The organism is Pseudoduganella violaceinigra DSM 15887 (genome assembly GCF_000425385.1).
Taxonomy (GTDB): Bacteria; Pseudomonadota; Gammaproteobacteria; order Burkholderiales; family Burkholderiaceae_D; genus Rugamonas; species Rugamonas violaceinigra.
Window position 1 is genome coordinate 77708 of the sequence record NZ_KE384356.1, and the last position, 19008, is coordinate 96715.

Consider the following 19008-nt stretch of genomic DNA (forward strand, 5'->3'; position numbering starts at 1 on the left):
TACTTCTGCGATACTATGGGGAACCGCGCTTCCCCGGAATGCAAAGGCCCCCGCGGGCCTTTGCGCATTTTTAAGGTCCTCTTGATGAATTTACGCCGCATTGTCGCCCTCGCCCTGTCGCTGCTGGCCTGCGCCAGCGCTCAGGCCATCGACTACCGGTGGGTAGGCGCCAGTCCTGCCGTGCTGTACGGCGCACCGTCGACCCGGGCCGCCAAGCAGTACATCGTGCCGTCCGGCGCCCCGCTGGAAGTCGTGCTGACCTACGGCGAGTGGGTCAAGGTGCGCGATATGGCCGGCGACCTGGCCTGGACCGAAGCCAAAGGCCTCAGCCTCAAGCAACGCAACGTCATCGTGCGCAGCGCCAATACCAAGGTGCGCAGCGGCGCCGACGACACCGCGCCGGTGGTCTTCATCGCCGACAAGGGCGTGCTGCTGGAACTGGCCGAACCGGCCGCCAACGGCTGGACCAAGGTGCGCCACCGCGACGGCCTGACCGGCTACGTGCGCAGCGCCGACATCTGGGGCAACTGATGAACACGCGCAAGATCAGCGTACTGGGCGCCGGCGCCTGGGGTACGGCCGTCGCCATCGCCGTCGCCGCGCGCCACGACGTCCTGCTGTGGGGCCGCGACGCCGCCGCCATGGCGGAAATGGACGCCGCCCGCGACAACACCCACTATCTGGCCGGCTATCCCTTCCCGCCCGCGCTGCAGGTGACGGCCGATTTCGACGCCGCCGTGGCCCACGCCGGCCAGGACGGCCTGCTCATCGCCGCCTGCCCGGTCGCCGGCCTGCGTCCCCTGCTGCAGGCGCTGCACGGCAAAGCGATCCCCAACCTCGTCTGGCTGTGCAAGGGCTTCGAATACGACACCGGCATGCTGCCGCACCAGATCGTGCGCGCAGTGCTGGGCGACGGCGTGCCGGCCGGCGCCCTGTCCGGCCCATCCTTCGCGCAGGAAGTGGCCAAGGGCCTGCCTTGCGCCCTGACCATCGCCTCCGGCAACGCCGCCCTGTGCGAACTGGTAGTGGGCGCCGTGCACGGCGGCAGCATGCGGGTCTACTCCAGCGAAGACATCGTCGGCGTGGAAGTAGGCGGCGCGGTAAAAAACGTGCTGGCCATCGCCACCGGCATTGCGGACGGCATGGGCCTGGGCCTGAATGCCCGGGCCGCCCTGATCACGCGCGGCCTGGCCGAAATCACCCGCCTCGGCACCGCCCTGGGCGGCAGCGTGGCAACCTTCATGGGCCTGACCGGCATGGGCGACCTGATCCTCACCTGCACCGGCGACCTGTCGCGCAACCGGCGCGTCGGCCTCGGCCTGGCGCAAGGCAAGACGCTGGACACCGTGGTCAATGAACTGGGCCATGTGGCCGAAGGCGTGCCCTGCGCCAAAGCCGTACGCGAGCTGGCGGGCCGCCTCGGCGTGGAAATGCCGATCACCAACGCTGTTGCCAGCGTACTGTTCGACGGCCTCAAGCCGGCCGACCTGGTGCAAGGTCTGCTGGCGCGCGACCCGCGCTACGAAAGCTTCAACCCGACAGCAAAATAGTCAGCAGCAAAACGGCATCGGCGTTCGCCCGCAGCGAATGGGGCGCGCCGCCTTCCAGGTAAAGCAGCTCGCCCGCGCGCAGGATGGCGGTGCGGCCGTGGGCCTCGAACGCCACCTCGCCCTCCAGGCATTGCAGCGTGATCTGGCCGCGCACCGCGTGTTCCGGCAAGGCCCGGCCCGCCGGCACGGTCATGCGGATCAATTCCAGCTGCTCCGTCTTGGCCAATGCGATGGAAGAAAACTGCGACAAGCTTTCACCGGCCTCGCGGCCAATCCGGACCACCTGCCCGGACGATGCATGTGGTAGCGCCATATGCCCTCCCGTTTTCTGCGTATGCTACCGGCAAAAGTCGGGGTCAGGTCTGTCATTTGGACACGCAGCCAACTTCTTTGATCTATTTCAATACGCAAAATCGGGCGAATTGGCATATTGAGCTACATCAAAGGTTCTAACTGGATGTCCAAATGACAGACCTGACCCCGACTTTTATACCTTACTTCTGGTCGCCGCCAATGAAGCGGTAGATGGCGGCGCCGGCCGCCGCGCCCAGCAGCGGTGCGAGCCAGAACAGCCACAGCTGCGCAACCGCCCAGCCGCCCACGTACAGGGCGACGCCAGTGCTGCGCGCCGGGTTGACCGAGGTGTTGGTGACAGGAATCGAAACCAGGTGGATCAGCGTCAGGCACAGGCCGATGGCGATTGGCGCAAAGCCGGCCGGTGCGCGCTTGTCGGTGGCGCCCAGGATCACGATCAGGAAGAAGGCCGTCATCACCAGTTCCGTCAGCAGCGCGGCAACCAGGCCGTAGCCGCCCGGCGAATGCTCGGCATAGCCATTGGAGGCGAAGCCGGCCGACACGTCAAAACCGGCTTTGCCGCTGGCGATCAGGTACAGCACGCCGCCGGCAGCGATGCCGCCCAGCACCTGGGCCACGATATAGCCGGGCAGGTCCTTGGCAGGGAAGCGGCCGCCCAGGCAGAGCCCGACCGATACCGCCGGGTTCAAATGGCAGCCGGAGATATGCCCGATGGCATAGGCCATGGTCAGCACCGTCAGGCCGAAGGCCAGCGATACGCCGTGCAAGCCGATCCCCACGCCGGGGAAGGCGGCCGCCAGCACCGCGCTGCCGCAACCGCCCAGCACCAGCCAGAACGTTCCGAAGAATTCCGCACCCAGTTTTTGCATGTCTACCCTCCGTTGACTATCAGTAATTTTGAAAACAGACTAACGATAAATGGCGGAAATGACAACGGTGTGATGTGTTGCACTGCGCAACACGGCGCCGGGGAAATTTCACTTGCGTTACCGAAGTGATTGCCATAAAGTTAATCAATGAGTAAAAATTCCTTTGCCGAGATGAATTGCCCGATCGCCCAGACCCTGGAACAGGTCGGCGAATGGTGGACCTTCGTCATCCTGCGCAATGCCTTCTGCGGCATGAGCCGCTTCCAGGATTTCCAGCGCCACCTGGGCATCAGCACCAGCATCCTGGCGCGCCGGCTGGAAAAGCTGGTGGAGAACGGCATCCTGCTGCGCCAGCCTTGCGCCGATGACGCGCGCGTCGTCCATTACCGCCTGACGGCCAAGGGCCGCGCCCTGTATCCGGTGCTGGCCGCGATGACGCTGTGGGGCGAACAATGGGCGCCGCATCCGGATGGGGCGCGCCTGACACTGGTGGACAAGGCCAGCGGCCTGCCCGTGGCCGGCGTCGGTATCCGCGCGGCGGACGGGCGCGACCTGCAGCCGGAACAGATCGAGACGGTGGCCGGTCCCGGCGCCGATGACAAGACGCACGCATTGATGCGCATACGAGAGGAGACCGCATGACCCCTGACAAAGTCTGGCTCAAGTCCTACCCCGAGGGCATTCCCGCCACCATCGACCCCGGCCTGTATCACTCCCTGCCGCACTTGCTGGAGGAATCGTTCACCCGCTTCGCCGAACGCGATGCCTATGCTTGCATGGGCAGCAGCATGCGCTATCGCGAGTGGGAACGGCACTCGCGCCACCTTGCCGCCTGGCTGCAGTCGCGCGGTCTGGAGCGGAACGCGCGCGTGGCGGTCATGATGCCCAATGTGCTGCAGTACCCGGTGGCGGTGGCGGCGGTGCTGCGCGCCGGCTTCACAGTGGTTAACGTCAATCCGCTGTACACGGCGCGCGAGCTGGAGCACCAGCTGGCCGACGCCGGCGCCGAGGCGATCTTCATCCTTGAAAACTTCGCCACCACGCTGGAGAAGGTGCTGCCGCGCACGCGGGTCAAACACGTGGTGGTGGCCAGCATGGGCGATATGCTGGGCTTCGCCAAAGGCGCCCTGGTAAATTTCGTGGTGCGCAAGATGAAGAAGTTGGTGCCCGCCTTCAGCTTGCCGGGCGCCGTGCCATTCCGCGCCGCGCTGCGCGAGGGCGCCGGGCGGGAGCTCGACAAGCCGGACCTGGGGCATGAGGACGTCGCCTTCCTGCAGTACACCGGCGGCACCACCGGCTTGTCGAAAGGCGCCACCCTGACCCACCGCAATGTGATCGCGAATATGCTGCAGAACGATGCCTGGGCCGCGCCGGCCCTGCTCAATGAACGCAGTGGCAGGCAGGTGGTGACGGTGTGCGCCCTGCCGCTGTACCACATCCTGGCGCTGAACGCCTGCATGCTGATGGGCGCGCGCTGGGGCGCGATGAACCTGCTGGTGCCGAACCCGCGCGACATGGCCGGCTTCGTCAGGGAGCTGGCGAAGTACCGCGTCCACTTCTTCCCCGGCGTGAATACCCTGTTCAATGCCTTGTTGAACCAGCCCGGCCTGGCCAAGGTCGACTTCTCGGAATTGCGCATCACCCTGGGCGGCGGCATGGCGGTGCAGCAGGCGGTCAGCGAGCGCTGGCTGCAGGCGACGGGCTGTCCGATCCTGGAAGGCTACGGACTGTCGGAGACCTCGCCGACCGCCACCTTGTGCCGCACCGACCAGAAAGGCTTCAGCGGTACCATCGGCCTGCCGGTGCCGTCCACCGAGGTGGCGATTGTGGACGACGACGGCGCGCCGCTGCCCTTCGGCGAGCCCGGAGAAATCGCCATCCGCGGCCCGCAGGTGATGGCCGGCTACTGGCGCCGGCCGGGCGAAACCACGGCCGTGATGACAGCTTCCGGCTACTTCAAGTCGGGCGATATCGGCATCATGGATGAACAGGGCTATGTGCGCATTGTCGATCGCAAGAAGGACATGATCCTGGTCTCCGGTTTCAACGTCTATCCGACCGAAGTGGAATCCGTCGCGGCCGCGCATCCCTTGGTGCTGGAATGCGCCTGCATCGGCGTGCCCGATGCAAGTTCGGGCGAGGCGGTCAAGCTGTTCGTGGTGCGCAGGGATCCCTCGCTCACCAGCGAGCAGATGATGGAGCATTGCAGGGAACAGCTGACGGCTTACAAAAAGCCGAAGTACATCGAGTTCCGCGACAGTCTGCCCAAGTCGAATGTCGGCAAAATCCTGCGCCGCGAATTGCGGGATGATCTGCCTCAAGAAAGGGCCGCTGCGTAGCTTCCCTTATGGGTTGCGCCTATGGAAATTCAATCGTGTCGGGGCCTATAATGGCCGTGCGCCCCGGCACGCTTTTGCCGACCTTGGAGAATTGCATGAAACACTTGATCGTCGCCACCCTGGCACTCGCACTGACCGTTCCAGCCTTTGCAAAAACCACGTCCGCCAAAACCACCGCCACCCACCACAAGGCACACGCGACGGCCGGCAAGCACAAGACTTCGGCCAAGAAAACCGCGCACCATAAAACTGCGAAAACCAGCGCCCATAAGCACGCATGATTTTCGTCTGGGGCAGGAAGGCGGTATATAGCCCCGCCGGTTACGTCGCTGACTTCTGCCCCGTGTGCCGGGCGGCCCGTGCATTCTCCGTGCAGCGCATCGGCATGGCCTGGCATGTGTACTACATCACCCTTTCCAAAGGCGAGCTGGCCGGATACCAGCGCACCTGCTGCGACTGCGGCATGGCGCTGCCGATGGAAGCTGGCCACTACTCCCGGCTGAGCGTGGAGCAGCTGCCGCTGGCGCAGCTGGAACAGGCCACCAATCCCCATTTATCGCTACGCCACGCCGATGCGCTGGCGGCCGCAGCGCGCCTGCGCGAGGCGCCATTGCTGCTCGATGAATCGGAGCGCCGGCGCCAGCTCGACGCTGCCCTGCGCCTGCAGGCCGACGCACTGGACGAGTATGAAGCGACGACCCGCCTGGATAAGGAAGTGTGGTGGTCGATCGGCGCGGCGTTCGCCTTTTGCGCTGCTGTCCTCACCGTGCTGCGCCAGCAAGCGCCGCAGAATATGGACACCGGTTTCATCATCGCTTTCTTTCTCAGCCTGGGCGCCGTCGCCTGGCAGTTGAGCCAGATGGGCGAACGCTTCCTGCAACGGTCCATCCTGCCCAAGCTGGCCCGTTCGCTGGCGCCATTGCAGCCTTCCCAGACGGAGCTCGACGAAGCGTTCCAGCGCATGGGCGAGCAGGAACGCAAGCTGGCCAAGCGCATCGACAGCGCGCGCGTGCAGCAGGCTATCGCAGCCCTGCGCGGCTAAGAGGCTGTTTCAAAATGGGCGTGGCTAGGCGCAGCGACGAAGGCAGTGCGCCTGCACGGCAAGGAGCTGCAACAACGCCATGGCCATTTTGAAACGGCCTCTAAGCCAGCGCCAGCGCGTCGAGCAGCCGTTCCAGCTGCTTCAGGCGCGCTTCAACCTCCTCCACTTGCGGCGCGCTGCCGCCCATGCCGTGAAACGCCGTGTTGTGCAGCAGCGCATTGCGGAAATCCGCCAGTCCGCGCGCCTCGCGCAGCAGCGCCAGCATGCCTTCGCTGGCCTGCGGCGATTGCTGCTTCAATGCCGCCTTGATGCGGTCGATACGCTTGCCGAAGGTGAGTTTGCGGGTCTCGTCCGTGCCGATACCCCGCGCGCACAGGATGAAAACATGCGCTTCCAGCCGGGAGAACTCGTGAATAAAGCTCCCCAGCAGCAGCTTCCAGTGAAGGTCGGACGGCAGCGTGGACATCATGTGCTTGATTCTACGCCGGCAGCCCGGCCGCTTCGGCTTTCAGAGTCGTAGCTGCGCCGCCAACCGGACATTTTTGTATCCCAGTGTATCTGGCGCCATGCCAGATACACAACTTGCGGAAACGCCGCATACCGCCGACACAAGCGATACACACTGCCCCCTTAATCTGGTCACACCTTAACCCAGGAGACCAGAAACATGAAAACCACCTACGCAGGCATCGCCGCCACCCTCGCCATCGCACTGTGCGCCTCCGCCGCCCACGCAGAACCGAAGAAGGAAATGGAGAAGTGCTACGGCGTGGCGAAAGCCGGGCATAACGATTGCGCCGCAGGTCCGGGCACTTCGTGCGCAGCCACTTCCAAAACCGACTACCAGGGCGATGCCTGGATCCTGGTCGAAAAAGGCACCTGCACCAGCATCAAGACCCCCAAGGGCTACGGCTCGCTGAAGGCGAAGTGATGCGACGCGCCGCCACCGTAGCAATCGCCCTGGCCGTCAGCCTGACCGGCGCGGCAAGCGCCGCAACCCCGGCTGCAGCGCCGACCGCTCCGCCGATCGCAAAGAACATCGTGATCGTACCGGGTGCCTATATCGACGCCTCGAGCTGGCGCGTAGTGCACGACATCCTGCGCCTGAAAGGCTACAAGGTCACCGTCGCGCAACTGCCGCACACCTCGCTCGACGACGACATCGCCATTGCCCGCAAAGCGATTTTCCAGCAGTTCGGCAACGTGCTCCTGGTCGGCAACGGTATCGGCGGCACGGTGATGTCGAACGTCGCCAGCGGCGACAAGGTCAAGGGCATGGTGTATGTGGCTGGCCTGGCGCCGGAAATCGGCGAGACCTCGCAGCAGCTGTTGTCGTCGATGCCCGGTGCCAGCGGCGACCCGCGGCCTGACCGCGGCGGCTTCCAGTACTTCGATGCCGCACGCTTTCACGCCGCGCTGGCCGCCGACCTGACGCCGAACCGCGTCAACTTCATGGCGGCCTCGCAAGTCCCGGTCAGCAATGTGCTGATGGGGACGCCGAGCTGGTTCGCCATGTGGCACCAGAAGCCGAGCTTCGGCATCGTCGCCACGCAAGACCGGCTGGTCAACCCGGAACTCCAGCGCTGGATGTACAAACGCGCCGGCGCCCAAGTGACCGAAATTGCAGCAAGCCATGCAGTGCAAGTATCGCAGCCGGAAGCGGTTGCGAAAGTAATCGAAGACGCTGCCCTCAGCGTCCTCTAATTCCACGTTAATCAAAGGAGAAATACCATGTCTATCGCTACCAAAACCCGTGCTGGCCTGGCCGGCGCCGCCGCCCTGATCGCACTGTCGACCCTGTCCGCACCATCCTTCGCCGCGGAAAAAGCGAAAGAAGAACCGGGCCGCTGTTACGGCATCAATACCTGCAAGGGCACCAGCCTGTGCGCCACCGCCAAGAACGACTGCAAAGGCCTGAACCAATGCAAGGGCATCGGCGTGCTGGTGAAAACCCCGACCGAGTGCAAGGCACTGGGCGGCACCCTGACCGAAGCCAAGTAAGCACCCATCGGAGACACATCATGCATGCCCATCGCTTTGGCCTCGGCCTGCGCCGCGAGCACTACCGCGATTTCCTCGAAGGCGACGTCGGCGTCGATTTCGTGGAAGTGATCTCGGAGAACTTCATGGTCGCCGGCGGACAGCCGCGCGACATCCTGCGCCGGGTGCGCGAGCGCCATCCGGTGGTGCTGCATGGTGTGTCGATGTCGCTCGGTTCCGCCGACGGCCTGCGGCCGGACTATCTGGCGCGCCTGTGCGCCCTGGTGGAGGAGATCGAACCGATGTTCGTCTCCGACCATCTAAGCTGGTCGCGTATCGGCAGCTTCAACTCCCACGATCTGCTGCCGCTGCCTTATACAAAGGAAGCGCTCGACATCGTCTGCAACAATATCGACCAGGCGCAGGAAGCGCTGGGGCGCACCATGCTGGTCGAGAACCCGTCGAGCTACCTGCAATACGCCGAATCCACCATGATGGAATGGGAATTCATCGCCGCCATGGCCAAACGCACCGGCTGCGGCCTGCTGCTGGACGTGAACAATGTCTTCGTCAGCGCCAGCAACCACGGCTTCGACCCGCAAGATTTCCTGCGCGGGATTCCAATGCACCGGGTCTGCCAGATCCACCTCGCCGGACATAGCCAGGGCGACGGCCTGCTGATCGACACCCACGACAGCGCCATCAACGACGCCGTCTGGTCGCTGTATGCGCAGACGATCGCGCGCTGCGGCCCGGTCGCCACCATGATCGAACGCGACGGCGATATTCCGCCGCTGGGCGATCTGCTCGCCGAGCTGGATATGGCCCGCCGCCTGGCAGCGCATAAGGAGGCAGCATGAACCTCGCCAATCTCCAGGGCAGCTTCCAGGCCATGCTGGCCGCATCGGGGCCGCTTCCCATGGCCGCCGCGCATGTTCCGGCCGGCCCTGGCCGCGCCGTCTACCAGAACAACTATCGCGCGCAGCTGGTCGGCTGCCTCGAGGAGAGCTACCCGTACCTGCGCGCCTTCATTGGCGAACCAGCGTTCCTGCACGCCGCCGCCGCGCACATCGGCCGCCGGCCGCCCCATGCCTGGACGCTGGACGCCTACGCCGACGGATTCCACGACACACTGCAGGCGCTCTTCCCCGACAACCCTGACCTGCACGAACTGGCGTGGATCGAGCACGCGCTGGGGCAGGCCTTCGTCGGCCTCGACGCAGCCCCCGTCGCCCCGGAAGCGCTGGCGGCCATCGACTGGGACCGCGCACGCCTGCAATTGACGCCAACGGCGCACCTGCGCGCCGCCACCACCAATGCGGCAGATCTCTGGTTCGCCCTGCGCGACGGCGGTTCGCCCGAAAGCGAAATGCTGCCTGCCGCCGGCGGCCTGCTGGTCTGGCGCCGCGGCTTCGTCTCCTGCCTGCGCGCCCTGGACCCGGTCGAATACGCCGCGCTGGCCCACCTGCAGCGCGAAGGCAGCTTTGTCGGCCTGTGTGCACTGATGGTGGAACGCCTAGGCGAGGAGCAGGGAATTGCCAGCGCCGGCGCAATGCTGGCCGACTGGCTGGCGAGCGAATTGATTACAGGAGTTGAAAATGAATGAGACACGCCGCCTGTTCCTGCTGTCCGCGCTCGCCGGAATGGCCGGTGTGGCAAGCCTCGCCTTCGCGCCAGCCCTCGCCGGAGCCGCGCTGCCGCTGCACAGCGCCACCGACGCGCTGCGCGCCGTCGCGGCCGCGCAGCCCGCGCTCAGCTACCACACGGCCGGTCCCGAAAACGGCCGCCCCATCGTGCTCGCCCGCAGCCACGGCCAAAGCATTGAAGGCTACGCAGAAATCGCAAACCTGCTCGCGGCGCAGGGACACCACGTCCTGCTGCCGCAACTGCGCGATGCAGATCCGGCCCTGCTCGGCCAGGACCTGATCGCCTTCCTCGATGCTCTGCATATGCCGGAAGCCGTCTTTATCGGCGCCGGAGAAGCCCTGCACGCCGCGCAGGCAGCCGCCAAGCTGCGCCACACGCGGGTCATCGGCCTCGTGCTGGCGGGCGCGGAAGGCGCATCCACCAGCGGCCCCGCCGTGCCGACTTTCATCCTCCCCGCCAAGGCAACAGCGCAGCAAATCGCGGAATCCGCAGCCACCTTGGTTCGAGACGGCAAATGGCGCACCTGAAACCCAACAATACGGAGAACATAATGAGTACTGACTTCGCCCCCACCCAGCCTGGCGCATACCCAGCACGTAGCGGCATGGCCGCCCGCATCGCATCCCTGCACATGCTCGCAGCACGCCTGCTGCCCGCGTCGGTCCGACTGCTGGCCGCCCGCCTGGCGGTCGCCGCGATCTTCTTCCTCTCCGGCCGCACCAAGGTTGAAGGCTGGTTCACGCTGAAAGATTCGACCGTCGACCTGTTCCGCTACGAATACATGCTGCCCCTGGTCCCGCCGGAGGTCGCAGCGCCGATGGCCGCTTTCGCCGAGCACGCCCTGCCGATCCTCCTTGTCCTCGGCCTGTTCACCCGCAGCGCCGCCCTGGGTTTGCTGGGCATGACCGCCGTCATCGAAATCTTCGTCTATCCCGATGCTTGGCCCACCCACCTGAGCTGGGCGGCGCTGCTGCTCCCATTGATCGCACAAGGCGCGGGCAAATTCTCCGTTGACCGATTACTGACACGTCGTACATGAAAACTTTCGCCGTGCCTGAGGCCCAGGCCATTCTTTCTCGGCTCATAGATAAAGCAGGAAGCGCTTAGCACGTTGCTCCGTAAGTACCCTTGCCAGTTACAACGTCAATGCCGAAGTAGCATAGGTATCCATCTTCGTCATGGGTGCAAAGAAGATCGCCCCTGCGCCTCTCACGATATCCGGCAGCGGCGCTACAGGAATCTTTTACGTCAGGGCCGATCTGATTGAAAAGGTCTCGCGCCAGGGCGCCGGTTATTTTGAACGCTACCTTCTTGTCTTTGGCGCTGGGGGAAGCATTTCCGATAGCGTTCCACCGTAAATTTGATAGTTGCCACTCAGGGGTTTGCGCGACGGAATTTCCGGTTCGCTTTGCATTTTTTCGGCGGCACTGACCAGCGATAACAATGCAAGTGCGCCGGTGGCGAACGCCAAACGGGCCTTCATATACTCACCCTTGGCATTTGTAGGTCGTAGACTTTTTCGGGGCGTGACACGCGTGCCTCTTGCCCAACCAGTTTATCTTTGCGGACAGGACGACAATCCATCTCAATCCCTTTCTGATGACTTGATCACGCGGTCTTCCCATAAGGCCCATTTTTTTTCTTGGAGCTGCTGGGCAGCCCTTCAGGCGTATAGGCGCTTTGCAGGTGCCGGAAAGGGTGGGAAGAATGGCTGCCACGAGGCTTTATGTATCCTCACTGTACTGAAAGCGTACTTTTCGATGACCACAAAGACAAACACCTTAGGTGCAAGACACGTAAGCGTTGTTTTTATTGCCATGTCTTGGTGCCGGCTGCAGGATTTGAATCCGCCGCCTGATGATTACAAATCATATGTGCGTTTGGCATTTGCCTCTGTGCAGAATGCAGGGGCCTCCGCCTCAATGTGCCCTGTTGAAATCAGAGTGTTGCGTTTCGATCAAGAGCTACTTAGAGCGCGGCACCCAAGGGCTATTACCCACGCGAGCAACTCGTTGCCTTGGTGGATCAAGTCCGCTATAATTTTACGTCCGCCCTTGTAGCTCAGTTGGTAGAGCACCTGACTTGTAATCAGGGGGTCTCGGGTTCGATTCCTGACGGGGGCACCAAAATAACTCAAGCTTTGGCTTGAGTTTTTTTATTTCCACAAGCGAACGCTGCCAGGCGATCGCAAGAGCCGGCAAATCCCACCGCTTTCAAGTCCCCATGGCGCTCACTGCGCCACAAATGAAAAATGGCTTACGGACGGATCACGTAAGCCATTCATCGGGTTGAGCGCTTTACTTAATGCGCGTCAAAGTGGGACGTCCGCCTTTCTTTGGTGGCTCGCCGCCATCGTCAGGACCATTGTCGTCATCATTGCGTGGTACAGGCGCCAGCGGCACCGATGCCAGGGTAGGCGCCTGTGCAATTTCCTCGACTGCGGCCGGGACCTTGGCTGCGGGCGCTTGGCCCAGCAGTGGTTCGAACGCCATGCCCTGGCCGTTTTCGTTGGCGTAAATCGCCATCACGTTATTGACCGGAACATAGATTTCGCGGGACACGCCGCCGAAGCGGGCGTGGAAGTGGATCGCGTCGTTATCCATCTTCAGGCCGGAGGTGGCGCCGAAGCTGATATTCAGGACGATTTCGCCCTTCTTGACGTATTCCATCGGGACCTGGGTCGCGGCGTCGACCTTGACGGCCAGGTAGGGGGTATAGCCGCAATCGGTGCACCATTCGTAGATGGCGCGCAGCATGTAAGGCTTGGTGGAGATTTCTGCCATGTTCAAACTATAAGTTGCGGCGCGCTCAATGCAAGCAAGGACGCGCCGCAGGGGCCGCCATTAGCGGCGCATTACTTTCTCGGACGGAGTCAGCGCTTCGATGTAGGCAGGACGCGAGAAGATACGCTCGGCGTACTTCATCAGCGGCGCGGCGGTCTTCGACAGCTCGATGCCATAGTGGTCCAGGCGCCACAGCAGTGGGGCCACGGCCACGTCCAGCATGGAGAACTCATCGCCCAGCATGTACTTGTTCTTCAGGAACAGCGGCGCCAGCGTGGTCAGGCGGTCGCGGATTTCTGCGCGGGCCTTGTCGTGGCTCTTGTCGCTCGTCTTGTTGCGCTCGCTTTCCAGCGTGTGCACGTGCACGAACAGTTCCTTCTCGAAGTTGAACAGCATCAGGCGGGCACGGGCGCGCATCAGCGGGTCGGCCGGCATCAGCTGCGGGTGCGGGAAGCGCTCGTCGATGTACTCATTGATGATGTTCGATTCGTACAGGATCAATTCGCGCTCGACCAGGATCGGGACCTGGCCATATGGGTTCATGGTCGAAATATCTTCCGGCTTGTTGAACAGGTCAACATCGCGCACTTCAAAGTCCATGCCCTTTTCGAACAGGACCAGGCGGCAGCGCTGGGAGAATGGGCAAGTAGTGCCCGAATAGAGAACCATCATTTTCCTAGTTCCTTAGAAACAAAGGGGGCGAGACCGCGAACGGTTCACCCCAGTTGGGCCGCCCGGCAGCCCGGACGGCGCAATAAAACACGCGCCGGAACATCCGGCGCACGCGATTTTATTTGACTTCTTTCCAGTACGACGCGTTCAGGCGCCATGCCAGTAGAGCAAAGATAGACATGAAGATGACCACCCATACGCCCAGCTGCTTGCGCTTCTGGGCGGCTGGCTCGGCCATCCATTCCATGTAACCTACGATGTCGGCCACGGCAGTATCGAACTCGATCTTGCTCATGGTACCCGGCTTGACCTGCTCGAAGCCGACGAATTTGTGCACCTTCTTCTTGTGATCGTGCGGATCGGCCACTTCATCGAACTTGGCGCTCTGGATACCCTGCAGCTCCCACAGCACGTGGGGCATGGCGGCGTTTTCCAGGACCATGTTGTTGAAGCCGGTTGGCCGGGTGTCATCCTTGTAGAAGGTACGCAGGTAAGTATACAGGTAGTCGGCGCCGCTGCCCTTGGACGGATCGGCCTTGGCGCGCGCGATCACGGACAAGTCCGGCGGCACGGTGCCGAACCAGTTCTTGGCATCCTTGGCCGGCATGGCAGTGGTCATCAGCTCGCCCACTTTTTCGCCGGTGAACAGCAGGTTGTTCTTGATCTGCTCTTCGGTCAGGCCCAGGTCGCGCAGGCGGTTGTAGCGCATGCTCGACGCATTGTGGCAGTTCAGGCAGTAGTTGACGAACAGCTTGGCGCCGTTTTGCAGGGCGGCCATATTGTGCGAACGGTCTGGCGCCTTGTCCCATGCGATGCCGCCTTCATTGGCGAAGGCCAGCACCGGTACCAGGGCCAGGAGGGCCAGCAGTTTCTTAGGAAAATTCATGTATGAGTCCTTTGCTTAGCGTTCTGGTCGTCAATTAGTGCGGATGGAACGTCACGCGGTCCGGCACCTTCTTGAACGTACCCATTGCGCTCCACCATGGCATCAGCAGGAAGAAGCTGAAGTAGTACAGGGTTGCAATCTGGGCGATGATGGTGCCGACCGGGCTAGGCGGCTGGGTGCCCAGGTAGCCCAGGGCGACGAAGGCGATGGCCAGGCCGGCGTACACATACTTGTGCCAGTCAGGACGGTAACGAATCGATTTCACCGGCGAGTGGTCCAGCCATGGCAGGAAGGCCAGGATCACCACGGAACCGCCGAAGAACACCACGCCCCAGAACTTGGCGTCCAGCGCGTGCGGCAGCATGCCGACGATCATCAGCAGCGCCACGACGCTGACGATGCTCTTCACCGTGCTCGACAGCTTGGACTTCATCCACAGGAAGACGGTGTAGGCGGCGATACCGGCCATCAGTACCCACAGGAAGTCCGAGGTGGTGGCGCGCAGCACCGAGTAGAACGCGGTGAAGTACCAGGTCGGCGCGATGTGCGGCGGGGTCTTCATCGAATCGCCCGGCAGGAAGTTGTTGTACTCCAGGAAGTAGCCGCCCATTTCCGGCGCGAAGAACACCACGGCGCTGAAGATGGTCAGGAACACGGAGACGCCGAACAGATCGTGCACGGTGTAGTAAGGATGCGACGGGATGGAGTCGACCGGGTGGCCGTCCGGACCCAGGTTTTCCTTCACTTCGATGCCGTCCGGATTGGACGAGCCCACTTCGTGCAGCGCGATCAAGTGGGCCGCCACCAGGCCCAGCAGGACCAGCGGGATGGCGATCACGTGGAAGGCGAAGAAGCGGTTCAGGGTCGCGTCGGACACCACATAGTCGCCGCGGATCCACAGCGACAGGTCGGGGCCGATCATCGGGATCGCGCCGAACAGGTTGACGATCACCTGGGCGCCCCAGTACGACATCTGGCCCCACGGCAGCAGGTAGCCGAAGAAGGCTTCGGCCATCAGGCAGAGGAAGATGGCGAAACCGAACAGCCAGATCAGCTCGCGTGGCTTGCGGTAGGAACCGTACATCAGGCCGCGCGTCATGTGCAGGTAGACGATGATGAAGAAGGCCGAGGCGCCGGTCGAGTGCATATAGCGCACCAGCCAGCCCCATGGGACTTCCCGCATAATGTATTCGACCGATGCGAAGGCCAGGCCGGCGTCCGGCTTGTAGTGCATGGTCAGGAAGATGCCGGTGACGATCTGCAGCACCAGGACCAGCATGGCCAGGGAACCGAAGATGTACCAGAAGTTGAAATTCTTGGGCGCGTAGTACTTGCCCCATTGGTCATTCCACAGCTTGGTCGCCGGGAAGCGGTCGTCGACCCAGCCCAACAGTTTCTGGGCGGCGGGTGCGTCGGCTGGGAATTTGGTTTCCTTGAATGCGCCCATGGATTATGCCTCGCCTTTCTCGTCTTTACCGATGATCAGCTTGCTGTCGCCAAGATACATATGGCGCGGTACCTGCAGGTTGTCCGGCGCCGGCTTGTTCTTGAATACGCGGCCGGCCAGGTCGAAGGTGGAACCGTGGCAAGGGCAGAGGAAACCGCCGGCCCAGTTGTCCGGCAGCGACGCCTGCGGGCCCGGGGCGAATTTTTTCGATGGGGAGCAGCCCAGGTGGGAGCAGATGCCGACCGCCACCAGAATGTCCGGCTTGATCGAGCGGTTGGGGTTGCGCGCGTATTCCGGGGTCAGGTCGTCGGGGGTACGTTCGGATTTCGGGTCGGCCAGTTCGGCTTCGGTCTTTTTCAGCGATTCCACCATCTCGGGGGTACGCTTCAGGATCCAGACCGGCTTGCCGCGCCATTCGACGGTTACCATATCACCCGGCTGCAGCGAAGAGATGTCTACTTCCACCGGGGCACCGGCGGCTTTGGCCCGCTCGGAAGGTTGGAAGGTGCTTACCAGAGCGCCAGTGGCGCCCAGACCGACTACGCCACCTGCCGCACATGTTGCGACGAGAAGGCCACGCCGGCTCGAATCGACCTGCTTTTCGTTACTCATTCTAACCCCAATCAGTCAAAAATCCGAAAACTCTAATTAGCAATTAACCAAGCTTCTAGCAACCTTAAATTATAGAGTAGTGGATTGGCGTTTTAAAGCAAAACCTTGCAAAGTATTAACCAATCCCAACGTATCACCTCTTGCGCGCAGCATGAAATTGCAGCAAAGTTGACACAGATCAAAACTTTCCCGGAGGGCTACTATGGGCATGATGCAGGAATTTAAAGACTTTGCCATGAAAGGCAATGTGGTCGACCTGGCGGTGGGCGTGATCGTCGGCGCCGCCTTCGGCAAGATCGTCGATTCCCTGGTGGCCGACGTGATCATGCCGCCGATCGGCATGCTGCTGGGCGGCCTGGATTTCGCCAACTACTACGTTCCCCTCAACGGGCAGGCAGGCAATCTGAGCCTGGCCGAAGCCAAGAAGCTGGGCGCGGTGTTAGCGTATGGCAACTTTTTCACCATTCTGCTGAACTTCGTCATCCTGGCCTTCGTGATCTTCCAGATGGTACGCCTGGTGGCCAAGCTGCGGCGCGACGAAGCGCCAGCCGCCGCACAGGCGGCACCGGCGCCGCCGGCCGAAGATATCGTGCTACTGCGCGAAATTCGCGATTCTTTGCGAAAATAGGAGCTATCTCCATTTTGTAGCAATCCTGCCATGCGAAGACTCTGGTTATTGTTTGCACAAACGGTGACCATCGCATTGGCACTGTACTTTGTGTATTCGGCCGTGCAGCGGCCGGCCGCCGCGCCAGCCGCCCTGGCCAGCCGCGCCGCCGTGCTGGCCGACGCCAGCCCGCCCTCGCCCGGGTCCTACCGCGCCGCCGCCGGCCGCGCCATGCCGGCCGTGGTCAATATCCTCACCACCAAGGCGGTGCGCAAGCGCCATCCCCTGTCGCGCGATCCCTTCTTCAAGCGTTTCTTCGGCGACCGCGACGAGGACGACGACCAGAACAGCCTGGGTTCCGGCGTCATCGTCAGCCCGCAGGGCTATATCCTGACCAACTACCACGTGGTGGAGGCGGCCGACGAGATCCAGGTGGTGCTGCCCGACGGGCGCAAGGCGGCCGGCAAGCTGGTCGGCACCGATCCGGAGACCGACCTGGCCGTGGTGCGCATCGACCTCGACAAGCTGCCCGTGGTGGCCCTGGGCCAGGTCGAACAAGCCAAGGTGGGCGATGTGGTGCTGGCCATCGGCAATCCCTTCGGCGTCGGCCAGACCGTCACCATGGGCATCATTTCCGCCCTGGGCCGCAACAACCTGCACATCAACCATTTCGAGAACTTCATCCAGACCGATGCCGCCATCAATTTCGGCAATTCGGGCGGCGCCCTGATCGACACCCAAGGCAACCTCTTGGGGATTAACTCCGCCATCTACTCGCAGACCGGCGGCTCGGTCGGCATCGGCTTCGCCATCCCGGTCAGCACGGCGCGCAGCGTGCTGGACGCCATCGTCAAGGACGGCCACGTGGTGCGCGGCTGGATCGGCGTCGAGTCGCAGGAAATCACGCCCGAAATGGCGCACAGCTTTGGCCTGGACCGCGACTCCGGCGCCATCATCGCCGGCGTGGTGCGCAACGGCCCGGCCGACAAGGCCGGCATGCGTCCCGGCGACATCCTGCTGTCGGTGGATGGCAAGCCGGTCAAGGACACCAATGAAATGCTGAACCTCATCGCCCAGCTGTCGCCGGGCGGCCAGTCGACCCTGCGCATCCTGCGCAAGAGCCGCGAAAGCGAGCTCCAACTCACGGTGGGCAAACGCCCGCCGGCCAAGAAATAAGACACCATGCACCTGCGCGACCTGACCCGCTATCTGACGGAACTGTCCGACAACAACAACCGCCCGTGGTTTGTGATGAACAAGCCGCGCTACGACATCCTGCGCGAGGAATTTCTCGAGCTGGTGACCCAGGTGATCGCCGAACTGGGCAAGTTCGACGCCCAGGTCAAGTTCTGCAATCCGAAAAAGGCCATGTTCCGCATCAACCGCGACGTGCGCTTCGCCCACGACAAGAGCCCGTACAAGACCCATTTCTCGGCCGCCATCGCGCCCAACGATATGCGCCGCCCCAGCATGGCGGGCGGCCCGACCTGGTACTTCCAGATCAGCCCCGACGGCGTATTGGGCATCGGCGCCGGCGAGTACATTCCGCCGCCGCACCGCCTGAAGGCCCTGCGCCACCATATGGTCAACGACGCCGCCGGCTTCCGGAAGGCCCTGGCCAACAAGGCCCTGAGGGCGCGCTACGGCACGATCACCGAGGAGCACAAGCTGCAGCGCCCGCCCAAGGGCTTTGATCCCGAGCATGAACACATCGAGTTCATCAAGCTGAAAAGCTTCTTCGTCTACCAGGAAGTCAAACTGCCGCTGAACAAGCCGGACGAGCTGCTGGGCATGATCGCCGGCGCCTTCAAGGACGCCTGGCCGCTGGTCCAGTGGATGCGCTCGGCCCCGGTCGAAGGCGAGGCGGAAGCGGCGTAGAATAGCGCCCATGGCAACGCTGCGCATCGTCCTGCTGGCACTGGTCCTGCTCCTCAACTACTCGGTTGCGGCGGCAAAGCCGGTGCGTGCATGCTGCCTGGATGCCGATTGCCCAGCCACTGCCTGCCTCGACATGGGCTGCCTGCCGGGCGCCGTGCCGCCCCTGGCCGGCCCGGCCGATATGCCGGGCCTGGCGCCGTATGCCGGGCGCGAAGCGGCGGCACCCGAGCCGCATGCGCCGCGCTCCACTGCGTTTGACAGCATCTGGCGGCCGCCCCGGTAGCACCGGCTTCCCCGCCGGCGCGGGCCCGCCTGCCCGCATCCTGTCAACGTGAATGGAGTACACCATGAAGAACATCATCCTGGGCGCCGGCCTGCTGC

The 19008-nt window shown here is 63.1% G+C and carries 25 protein-coding genes and 1 tRNA gene; 18 read left to right on the forward strand and 8 right to left on the reverse strand.

Annotated features, from left to right (window positions below; translation table 11 throughout):
• Positions 1-84: 84 nt before the first annotated feature.
• Entirely contained in the window at positions 85-531 is a 447-nt protein-coding gene (locus tag H597_RS0116880; protein ID WP_028103162.1) for an SH3 domain-containing protein, read from the forward strand.
• On the forward strand, positions 531-1550 hold the full coding sequence (locus tag H597_RS0116885; RefSeq protein ID WP_035374552.1) for an NAD(P)H-dependent glycerol-3-phosphate dehydrogenase: 1020 nt from the start codon (positions 531-533) through the stop codon (positions 1548-1550). Before H597_RS0116880 ends, H597_RS0116885 begins: the two co-directional genes overlap by 1 nt.
• On the opposite strand, the gene H597_RS0116890 is transcribed toward H597_RS0116885, so the two are convergent.
• The gene (locus H597_RS0116890; RefSeq protein ID WP_028103164.1) at positions 1531-1863 is read right to left on the reverse strand and encodes a cupin domain-containing protein; all 333 of its coding nucleotides are present in this window, start codon (positions 1861-1863) and stop codon (positions 1531-1533) included. The two genes, H597_RS0116885 and H597_RS0116890, sit on opposite strands and share 20 nt — an antisense overlap.
• A gap of 181 nt (positions 1864-2044) precedes the next feature.
• Positions 2045-2734: an aquaporin Z gene (aqpZ, locus tag H597_RS0116895; RefSeq protein ID WP_028103165.1), complete on the reverse strand. Its 690-nt coding sequence runs from the start codon at positions 2732-2734 to the stop codon at positions 2045-2047.
• A 147-nt stretch (positions 2735-2881) separates the two neighbouring features.
• On the opposite strand from aqpZ, the gene H597_RS0116900 reads away from it, so the two are divergent.
• The 4 genes from H597_RS0116900 to H597_RS0116915 all read left to right on the forward strand — a co-directional run bounded on the left by H597_RS0116900 (position 2882) and on the right by H597_RS0116915 (position 6115).
• Entirely contained in the window at positions 2882-3376 is a 495-nt protein-coding gene (locus H597_RS0116900; RefSeq protein WP_028103166.1) for a winged helix-turn-helix transcriptional regulator, read from the forward strand.
• Positions 3373-5073, forward strand: coding sequence for a long-chain-fatty-acid--CoA ligase (locus H597_RS0116905; protein ID WP_028103167.1), 1701 nt, complete (start codon positions 3373-3375; stop codon positions 5071-5073). Before H597_RS0116900 ends, H597_RS0116905 begins: the two co-directional genes overlap by 4 nt.
• Positions 5074-5168: 95 nt before the next feature.
• Complete coding sequence (locus H597_RS0116910; protein WP_154668145.1) at positions 5169-5354, forward strand: hypothetical protein; 186 nt, start codon at positions 5169-5171, stop codon at positions 5352-5354.
• On the forward strand, positions 5351-6115 hold the full coding sequence (locus H597_RS0116915) for a hypothetical protein (protein WP_028103169.1): 765 nt from the start codon (positions 5351-5353) through the stop codon (positions 6113-6115). Before H597_RS0116910 ends, H597_RS0116915 begins: the two co-directional genes overlap by 4 nt.
• A gap of 100 nt (positions 6116-6215) precedes the next feature.
• On the opposite strand, the gene H597_RS0116920 is transcribed toward H597_RS0116915, so the two are convergent.
• Positions 6216-6584: a hypothetical protein gene (locus H597_RS0116920; protein ID WP_028103170.1), complete on the reverse strand. Its 369-nt coding sequence runs from the start codon at positions 6582-6584 to the stop codon at positions 6216-6218.
• 198 nt (positions 6585-6782) lie between these two features.
• Here H597_RS0116920 and H597_RS0116925 point away from each other — a divergent pair, with 198 nt between their 5' ends.
• The 8 genes from H597_RS0116925 (at position 6783) to H597_RS0116960 (ending at position 11868) form a co-directional block, all read left to right on the forward strand.
• Positions 6783-7046: a BufA1 family periplasmic bufferin-type metallophore gene (locus H597_RS0116925; RefSeq protein ID WP_028103171.1), complete on the forward strand. Its 264-nt coding sequence runs from the start codon at positions 6783-6785 to the stop codon at positions 7044-7046.
• Complete coding sequence (locus H597_RS0116930) at positions 7046-7819, forward strand: alpha/beta fold hydrolase (protein ID WP_028103172.1); 774 nt, start codon at positions 7046-7048, stop codon at positions 7817-7819. The genes H597_RS0116925 and H597_RS0116930 overlap by 1 nt, the downstream gene beginning before the upstream one ends.
• A 27-nt stretch (positions 7820-7846) precedes the next feature.
• On the forward strand, positions 7847-8116 hold the full coding sequence (bufA2, locus tag H597_RS0116935; protein ID WP_028103173.1) for a BufA2 family periplasmic bufferin-type metallophore: 270 nt from the start codon (positions 7847-7849) through the stop codon (positions 8114-8116).
• A 20-nt stretch (positions 8117-8136) separates the two neighbouring features.
• Positions 8137-8955, forward strand: a complete 819-nt coding sequence (gene bufB, locus H597_RS0116940; RefSeq protein WP_035374554.1) for an MNIO family bufferin maturase — start codon at positions 8137-8139, stop codon at positions 8953-8955.
• On the forward strand, positions 8952-9701 hold the full coding sequence (locus H597_RS0116945; protein ID WP_028103175.1) for an HvfC/BufC N-terminal domain-containing protein: 750 nt from the start codon (positions 8952-8954) through the stop codon (positions 9699-9701). The genes bufB and H597_RS0116945 overlap by 4 nt, the downstream gene beginning before the upstream one ends.
• Positions 9694-10269 (forward strand): alpha/beta fold hydrolase, encoded by a 576-nt coding sequence (locus tag H597_RS31320; protein ID WP_051293869.1) that lies wholly within the window; start codon positions 9694-9696, stop codon positions 10267-10269. The genes H597_RS0116945 and H597_RS31320 overlap by 8 nt, the downstream gene beginning before the upstream one ends.
• Positions 10270-10346: 77 nt before the next feature.
• On the forward strand, positions 10347-10781 hold the full coding sequence (locus H597_RS0116955; protein ID WP_028103176.1) for a DoxX family protein: 435 nt from the start codon (positions 10347-10349) through the stop codon (positions 10779-10781).
• Between the two features lie 1011 nt (positions 10782-11792).
• A tRNA-Thr gene (locus tag H597_RS0116960) sits at positions 11793-11868 on the forward strand.
• Between the two features lie 171 nt (positions 11869-12039).
• Here H597_RS0116960 and H597_RS0116965 read toward each other — a convergent pair.
• The 5 genes from H597_RS0116965 to petA form a co-directional block, all read right to left on the reverse strand.
• Positions 12040-12525, reverse strand: coding sequence for a ClpXP protease specificity-enhancing factor (locus tag H597_RS0116965; protein ID WP_028103177.1), 486 nt, complete (start codon positions 12523-12525; stop codon positions 12040-12042).
• Between the two features lie 60 nt (positions 12526-12585).
• Entirely contained in the window at positions 12586-13197 is a 612-nt protein-coding gene (locus H597_RS0116970) for a glutathione S-transferase N-terminal domain-containing protein (RefSeq protein WP_028103178.1), read from the reverse strand.
• Positions 13198-13315: 118 nt separating this feature from the next.
• Positions 13316-14083 (reverse strand): cytochrome c1, encoded by a 768-nt coding sequence (locus tag H597_RS0116975; protein ID WP_028103179.1) that lies wholly within the window; start codon positions 14081-14083, stop codon positions 13316-13318.
• Positions 14084-14117: 34 nt separating this feature from the next.
• Positions 14118-15530 carry a cytochrome b gene (locus H597_RS0116980; protein WP_028103180.1) on the reverse strand — a complete coding sequence of 471 codons (1413 nt, stop codon included), beginning with the start codon at positions 15528-15530 and terminating at the stop codon, positions 14118-14120.
• 3 nt (positions 15531-15533) lie between these two features.
• Entirely contained in the window at positions 15534-16142 is a 609-nt protein-coding gene (petA, locus tag H597_RS0116985) for a ubiquinol-cytochrome c reductase iron-sulfur subunit (protein ID WP_028103181.1), read from the reverse strand.
• A gap of 202 nt (positions 16143-16344) precedes the next feature.
• On the opposite strand from petA, the gene mscL reads away from it, so the two are divergent.
• Genes mscL through H597_RS0117005 form a run of 4 tightly spaced genes read left to right on the forward strand, consistent with a single transcriptional unit; the run spans position 16345 to position 18910 of the window.
• Positions 16345-16770, forward strand: a complete 426-nt coding sequence (gene mscL, locus H597_RS0116990; RefSeq protein ID WP_028103182.1) for a large conductance mechanosensitive channel protein MscL — start codon at positions 16345-16347, stop codon at positions 16768-16770.
• A 30-nt stretch (positions 16771-16800) separates the two neighbouring features.
• The gene (locus tag H597_RS0116995) at positions 16801-17925 is read left to right on the forward strand and encodes a trypsin-like peptidase domain-containing protein (RefSeq protein ID WP_035374557.1); all 1125 of its coding nucleotides are present in this window, start codon (positions 16801-16803) and stop codon (positions 17923-17925) included.
• 6 nt (positions 17926-17931) lie between these two features.
• Positions 17932-18627, forward strand: coding sequence for a DUF2461 domain-containing protein (locus H597_RS0117000; RefSeq protein ID WP_028103184.1), 696 nt, complete (start codon positions 17932-17934; stop codon positions 18625-18627).
• Positions 18628-18637: 10 nt separating this feature from the next.
• Positions 18638-18910, forward strand: a complete 273-nt coding sequence (locus H597_RS0117005) for a hypothetical protein (protein ID WP_028103185.1) — start codon at positions 18638-18640, stop codon at positions 18908-18910.
• The last annotated feature ends 98 nt before the right edge of the window (positions 18911-19008 follow it).

Coding starts and splice junctions, on each gene's coding strand:
- petA (WP_028103181.1), bottom strand. CDS start 16,142: ATGAGTAACGAAAAGCAGGTCGATTCGAGCCGGCGTGGCCTTCTCGTC.
- H597_RS31320 (WP_051293869.1), top strand. CDS start 9,694: ATGAATGAGACACGCCGCCTGTTCCTGCTGTCCGCGCTCGCCGGAATG.
- H597_RS0116930 (WP_028103172.1), top strand. CDS start 7,046: ATGCGACGCGCCGCCACCGTAGCAATCGCCCTGGCCGTCAGCCTGACC.
- aqpZ (WP_028103165.1), bottom strand. CDS start 2,734: ATGCAAAAACTGGGTGCGGAATTCTTCGGAACGTTCTGGCTGGTGCTG.
- H597_RS0116945 (WP_028103175.1), top strand. CDS start 8,952: ATGAACCTCGCCAATCTCCAGGGCAGCTTCCAGGCCATGCTGGCCGCA.
- H597_RS0116915 (WP_028103169.1), top strand. CDS start 5,351: ATGATTTTCGTCTGGGGCAGGAAGGCGGTATATAGCCCCGCCGGTTAC.
- bufA2 (WP_028103173.1), top strand. CDS start 7,847: ATGTCTATCGCTACCAAAACCCGTGCTGGCCTGGCCGGCGCCGCCGCC.
- H597_RS0116900 (WP_028103166.1), top strand. CDS start 2,882: ATGAGTAAAAATTCCTTTGCCGAGATGAATTGCCCGATCGCCCAGACC.
- H597_RS0116970 (WP_028103178.1), bottom strand. CDS start 13,197: ATGATGGTTCTCTATTCGGGCACTACTTGCCCATTCTCCCAGCGCTGC.
- H597_RS0116885 (WP_035374552.1), top strand. CDS start 531: ATGAACACGCGCAAGATCAGCGTACTGGGCGCCGGCGCCTGGGGTACG.
- H597_RS0116905 (WP_028103167.1), top strand. CDS start 3,373: ATGACCCCTGACAAAGTCTGGCTCAAGTCCTACCCCGAGGGCATTCCC.
- H597_RS0116910 (WP_154668145.1), top strand. CDS start 5,169: ATGAAACACTTGATCGTCGCCACCCTGGCACTCGCACTGACCGTTCCA.
- H597_RS0116965 (WP_028103177.1), bottom strand. CDS start 12,525: ATGGCAGAAATCTCCACCAAGCCTTACATGCTGCGCGCCATCTACGAA.
- H597_RS0116980 (WP_028103180.1), bottom strand. CDS start 15,530: ATGGGCGCATTCAAGGAAACCAAATTCCCAGCCGACGCACCCGCCGCC.
- H597_RS0116880 (WP_028103162.1), top strand. CDS start 85: ATGAATTTACGCCGCATTGTCGCCCTCGCCCTGTCGCTGCTGGCCTGC.
- H597_RS0116995 (WP_035374557.1), top strand. CDS start 16,801: ATGCGAAGACTCTGGTTATTGTTTGCACAAACGGTGACCATCGCATTG.
- H597_RS0116890 (WP_028103164.1), bottom strand. CDS start 1,863: ATGGCGCTACCACATGCATCGTCCGGGCAGGTGGTCCGGATTGGCCGC.
- H597_RS0116975 (WP_028103179.1), bottom strand. CDS start 14,083: ATGAATTTTCCTAAGAAACTGCTGGCCCTCCTGGCCCTGGTACCGGTG.
- bufB (WP_035374554.1), top strand. CDS start 8,137: ATGCATGCCCATCGCTTTGGCCTCGGCCTGCGCCGCGAGCACTACCGC.
- H597_RS0116920 (WP_028103170.1), bottom strand. CDS start 6,584: ATGATGTCCACGCTGCCGTCCGACCTTCACTGGAAGCTGCTGCTGGGG.
- H597_RS0116955 (WP_028103176.1), top strand. CDS start 10,347: ATGGCCGCCCGCATCGCATCCCTGCACATGCTCGCAGCACGCCTGCTG.
- mscL (WP_028103182.1), top strand. CDS start 16,345: ATGGGCATGATGCAGGAATTTAAAGACTTTGCCATGAAAGGCAATGTG.
- H597_RS0117005 (WP_028103185.1), top strand. CDS start 18,638: ATGGCAACGCTGCGCATCGTCCTGCTGGCACTGGTCCTGCTCCTCAAC.
- H597_RS0117000 (WP_028103184.1), top strand. CDS start 17,932: ATGCACCTGCGCGACCTGACCCGCTATCTGACGGAACTGTCCGACAAC.
- H597_RS0116925 (WP_028103171.1), top strand. CDS start 6,783: ATGAAAACCACCTACGCAGGCATCGCCGCCACCCTCGCCATCGCACTG.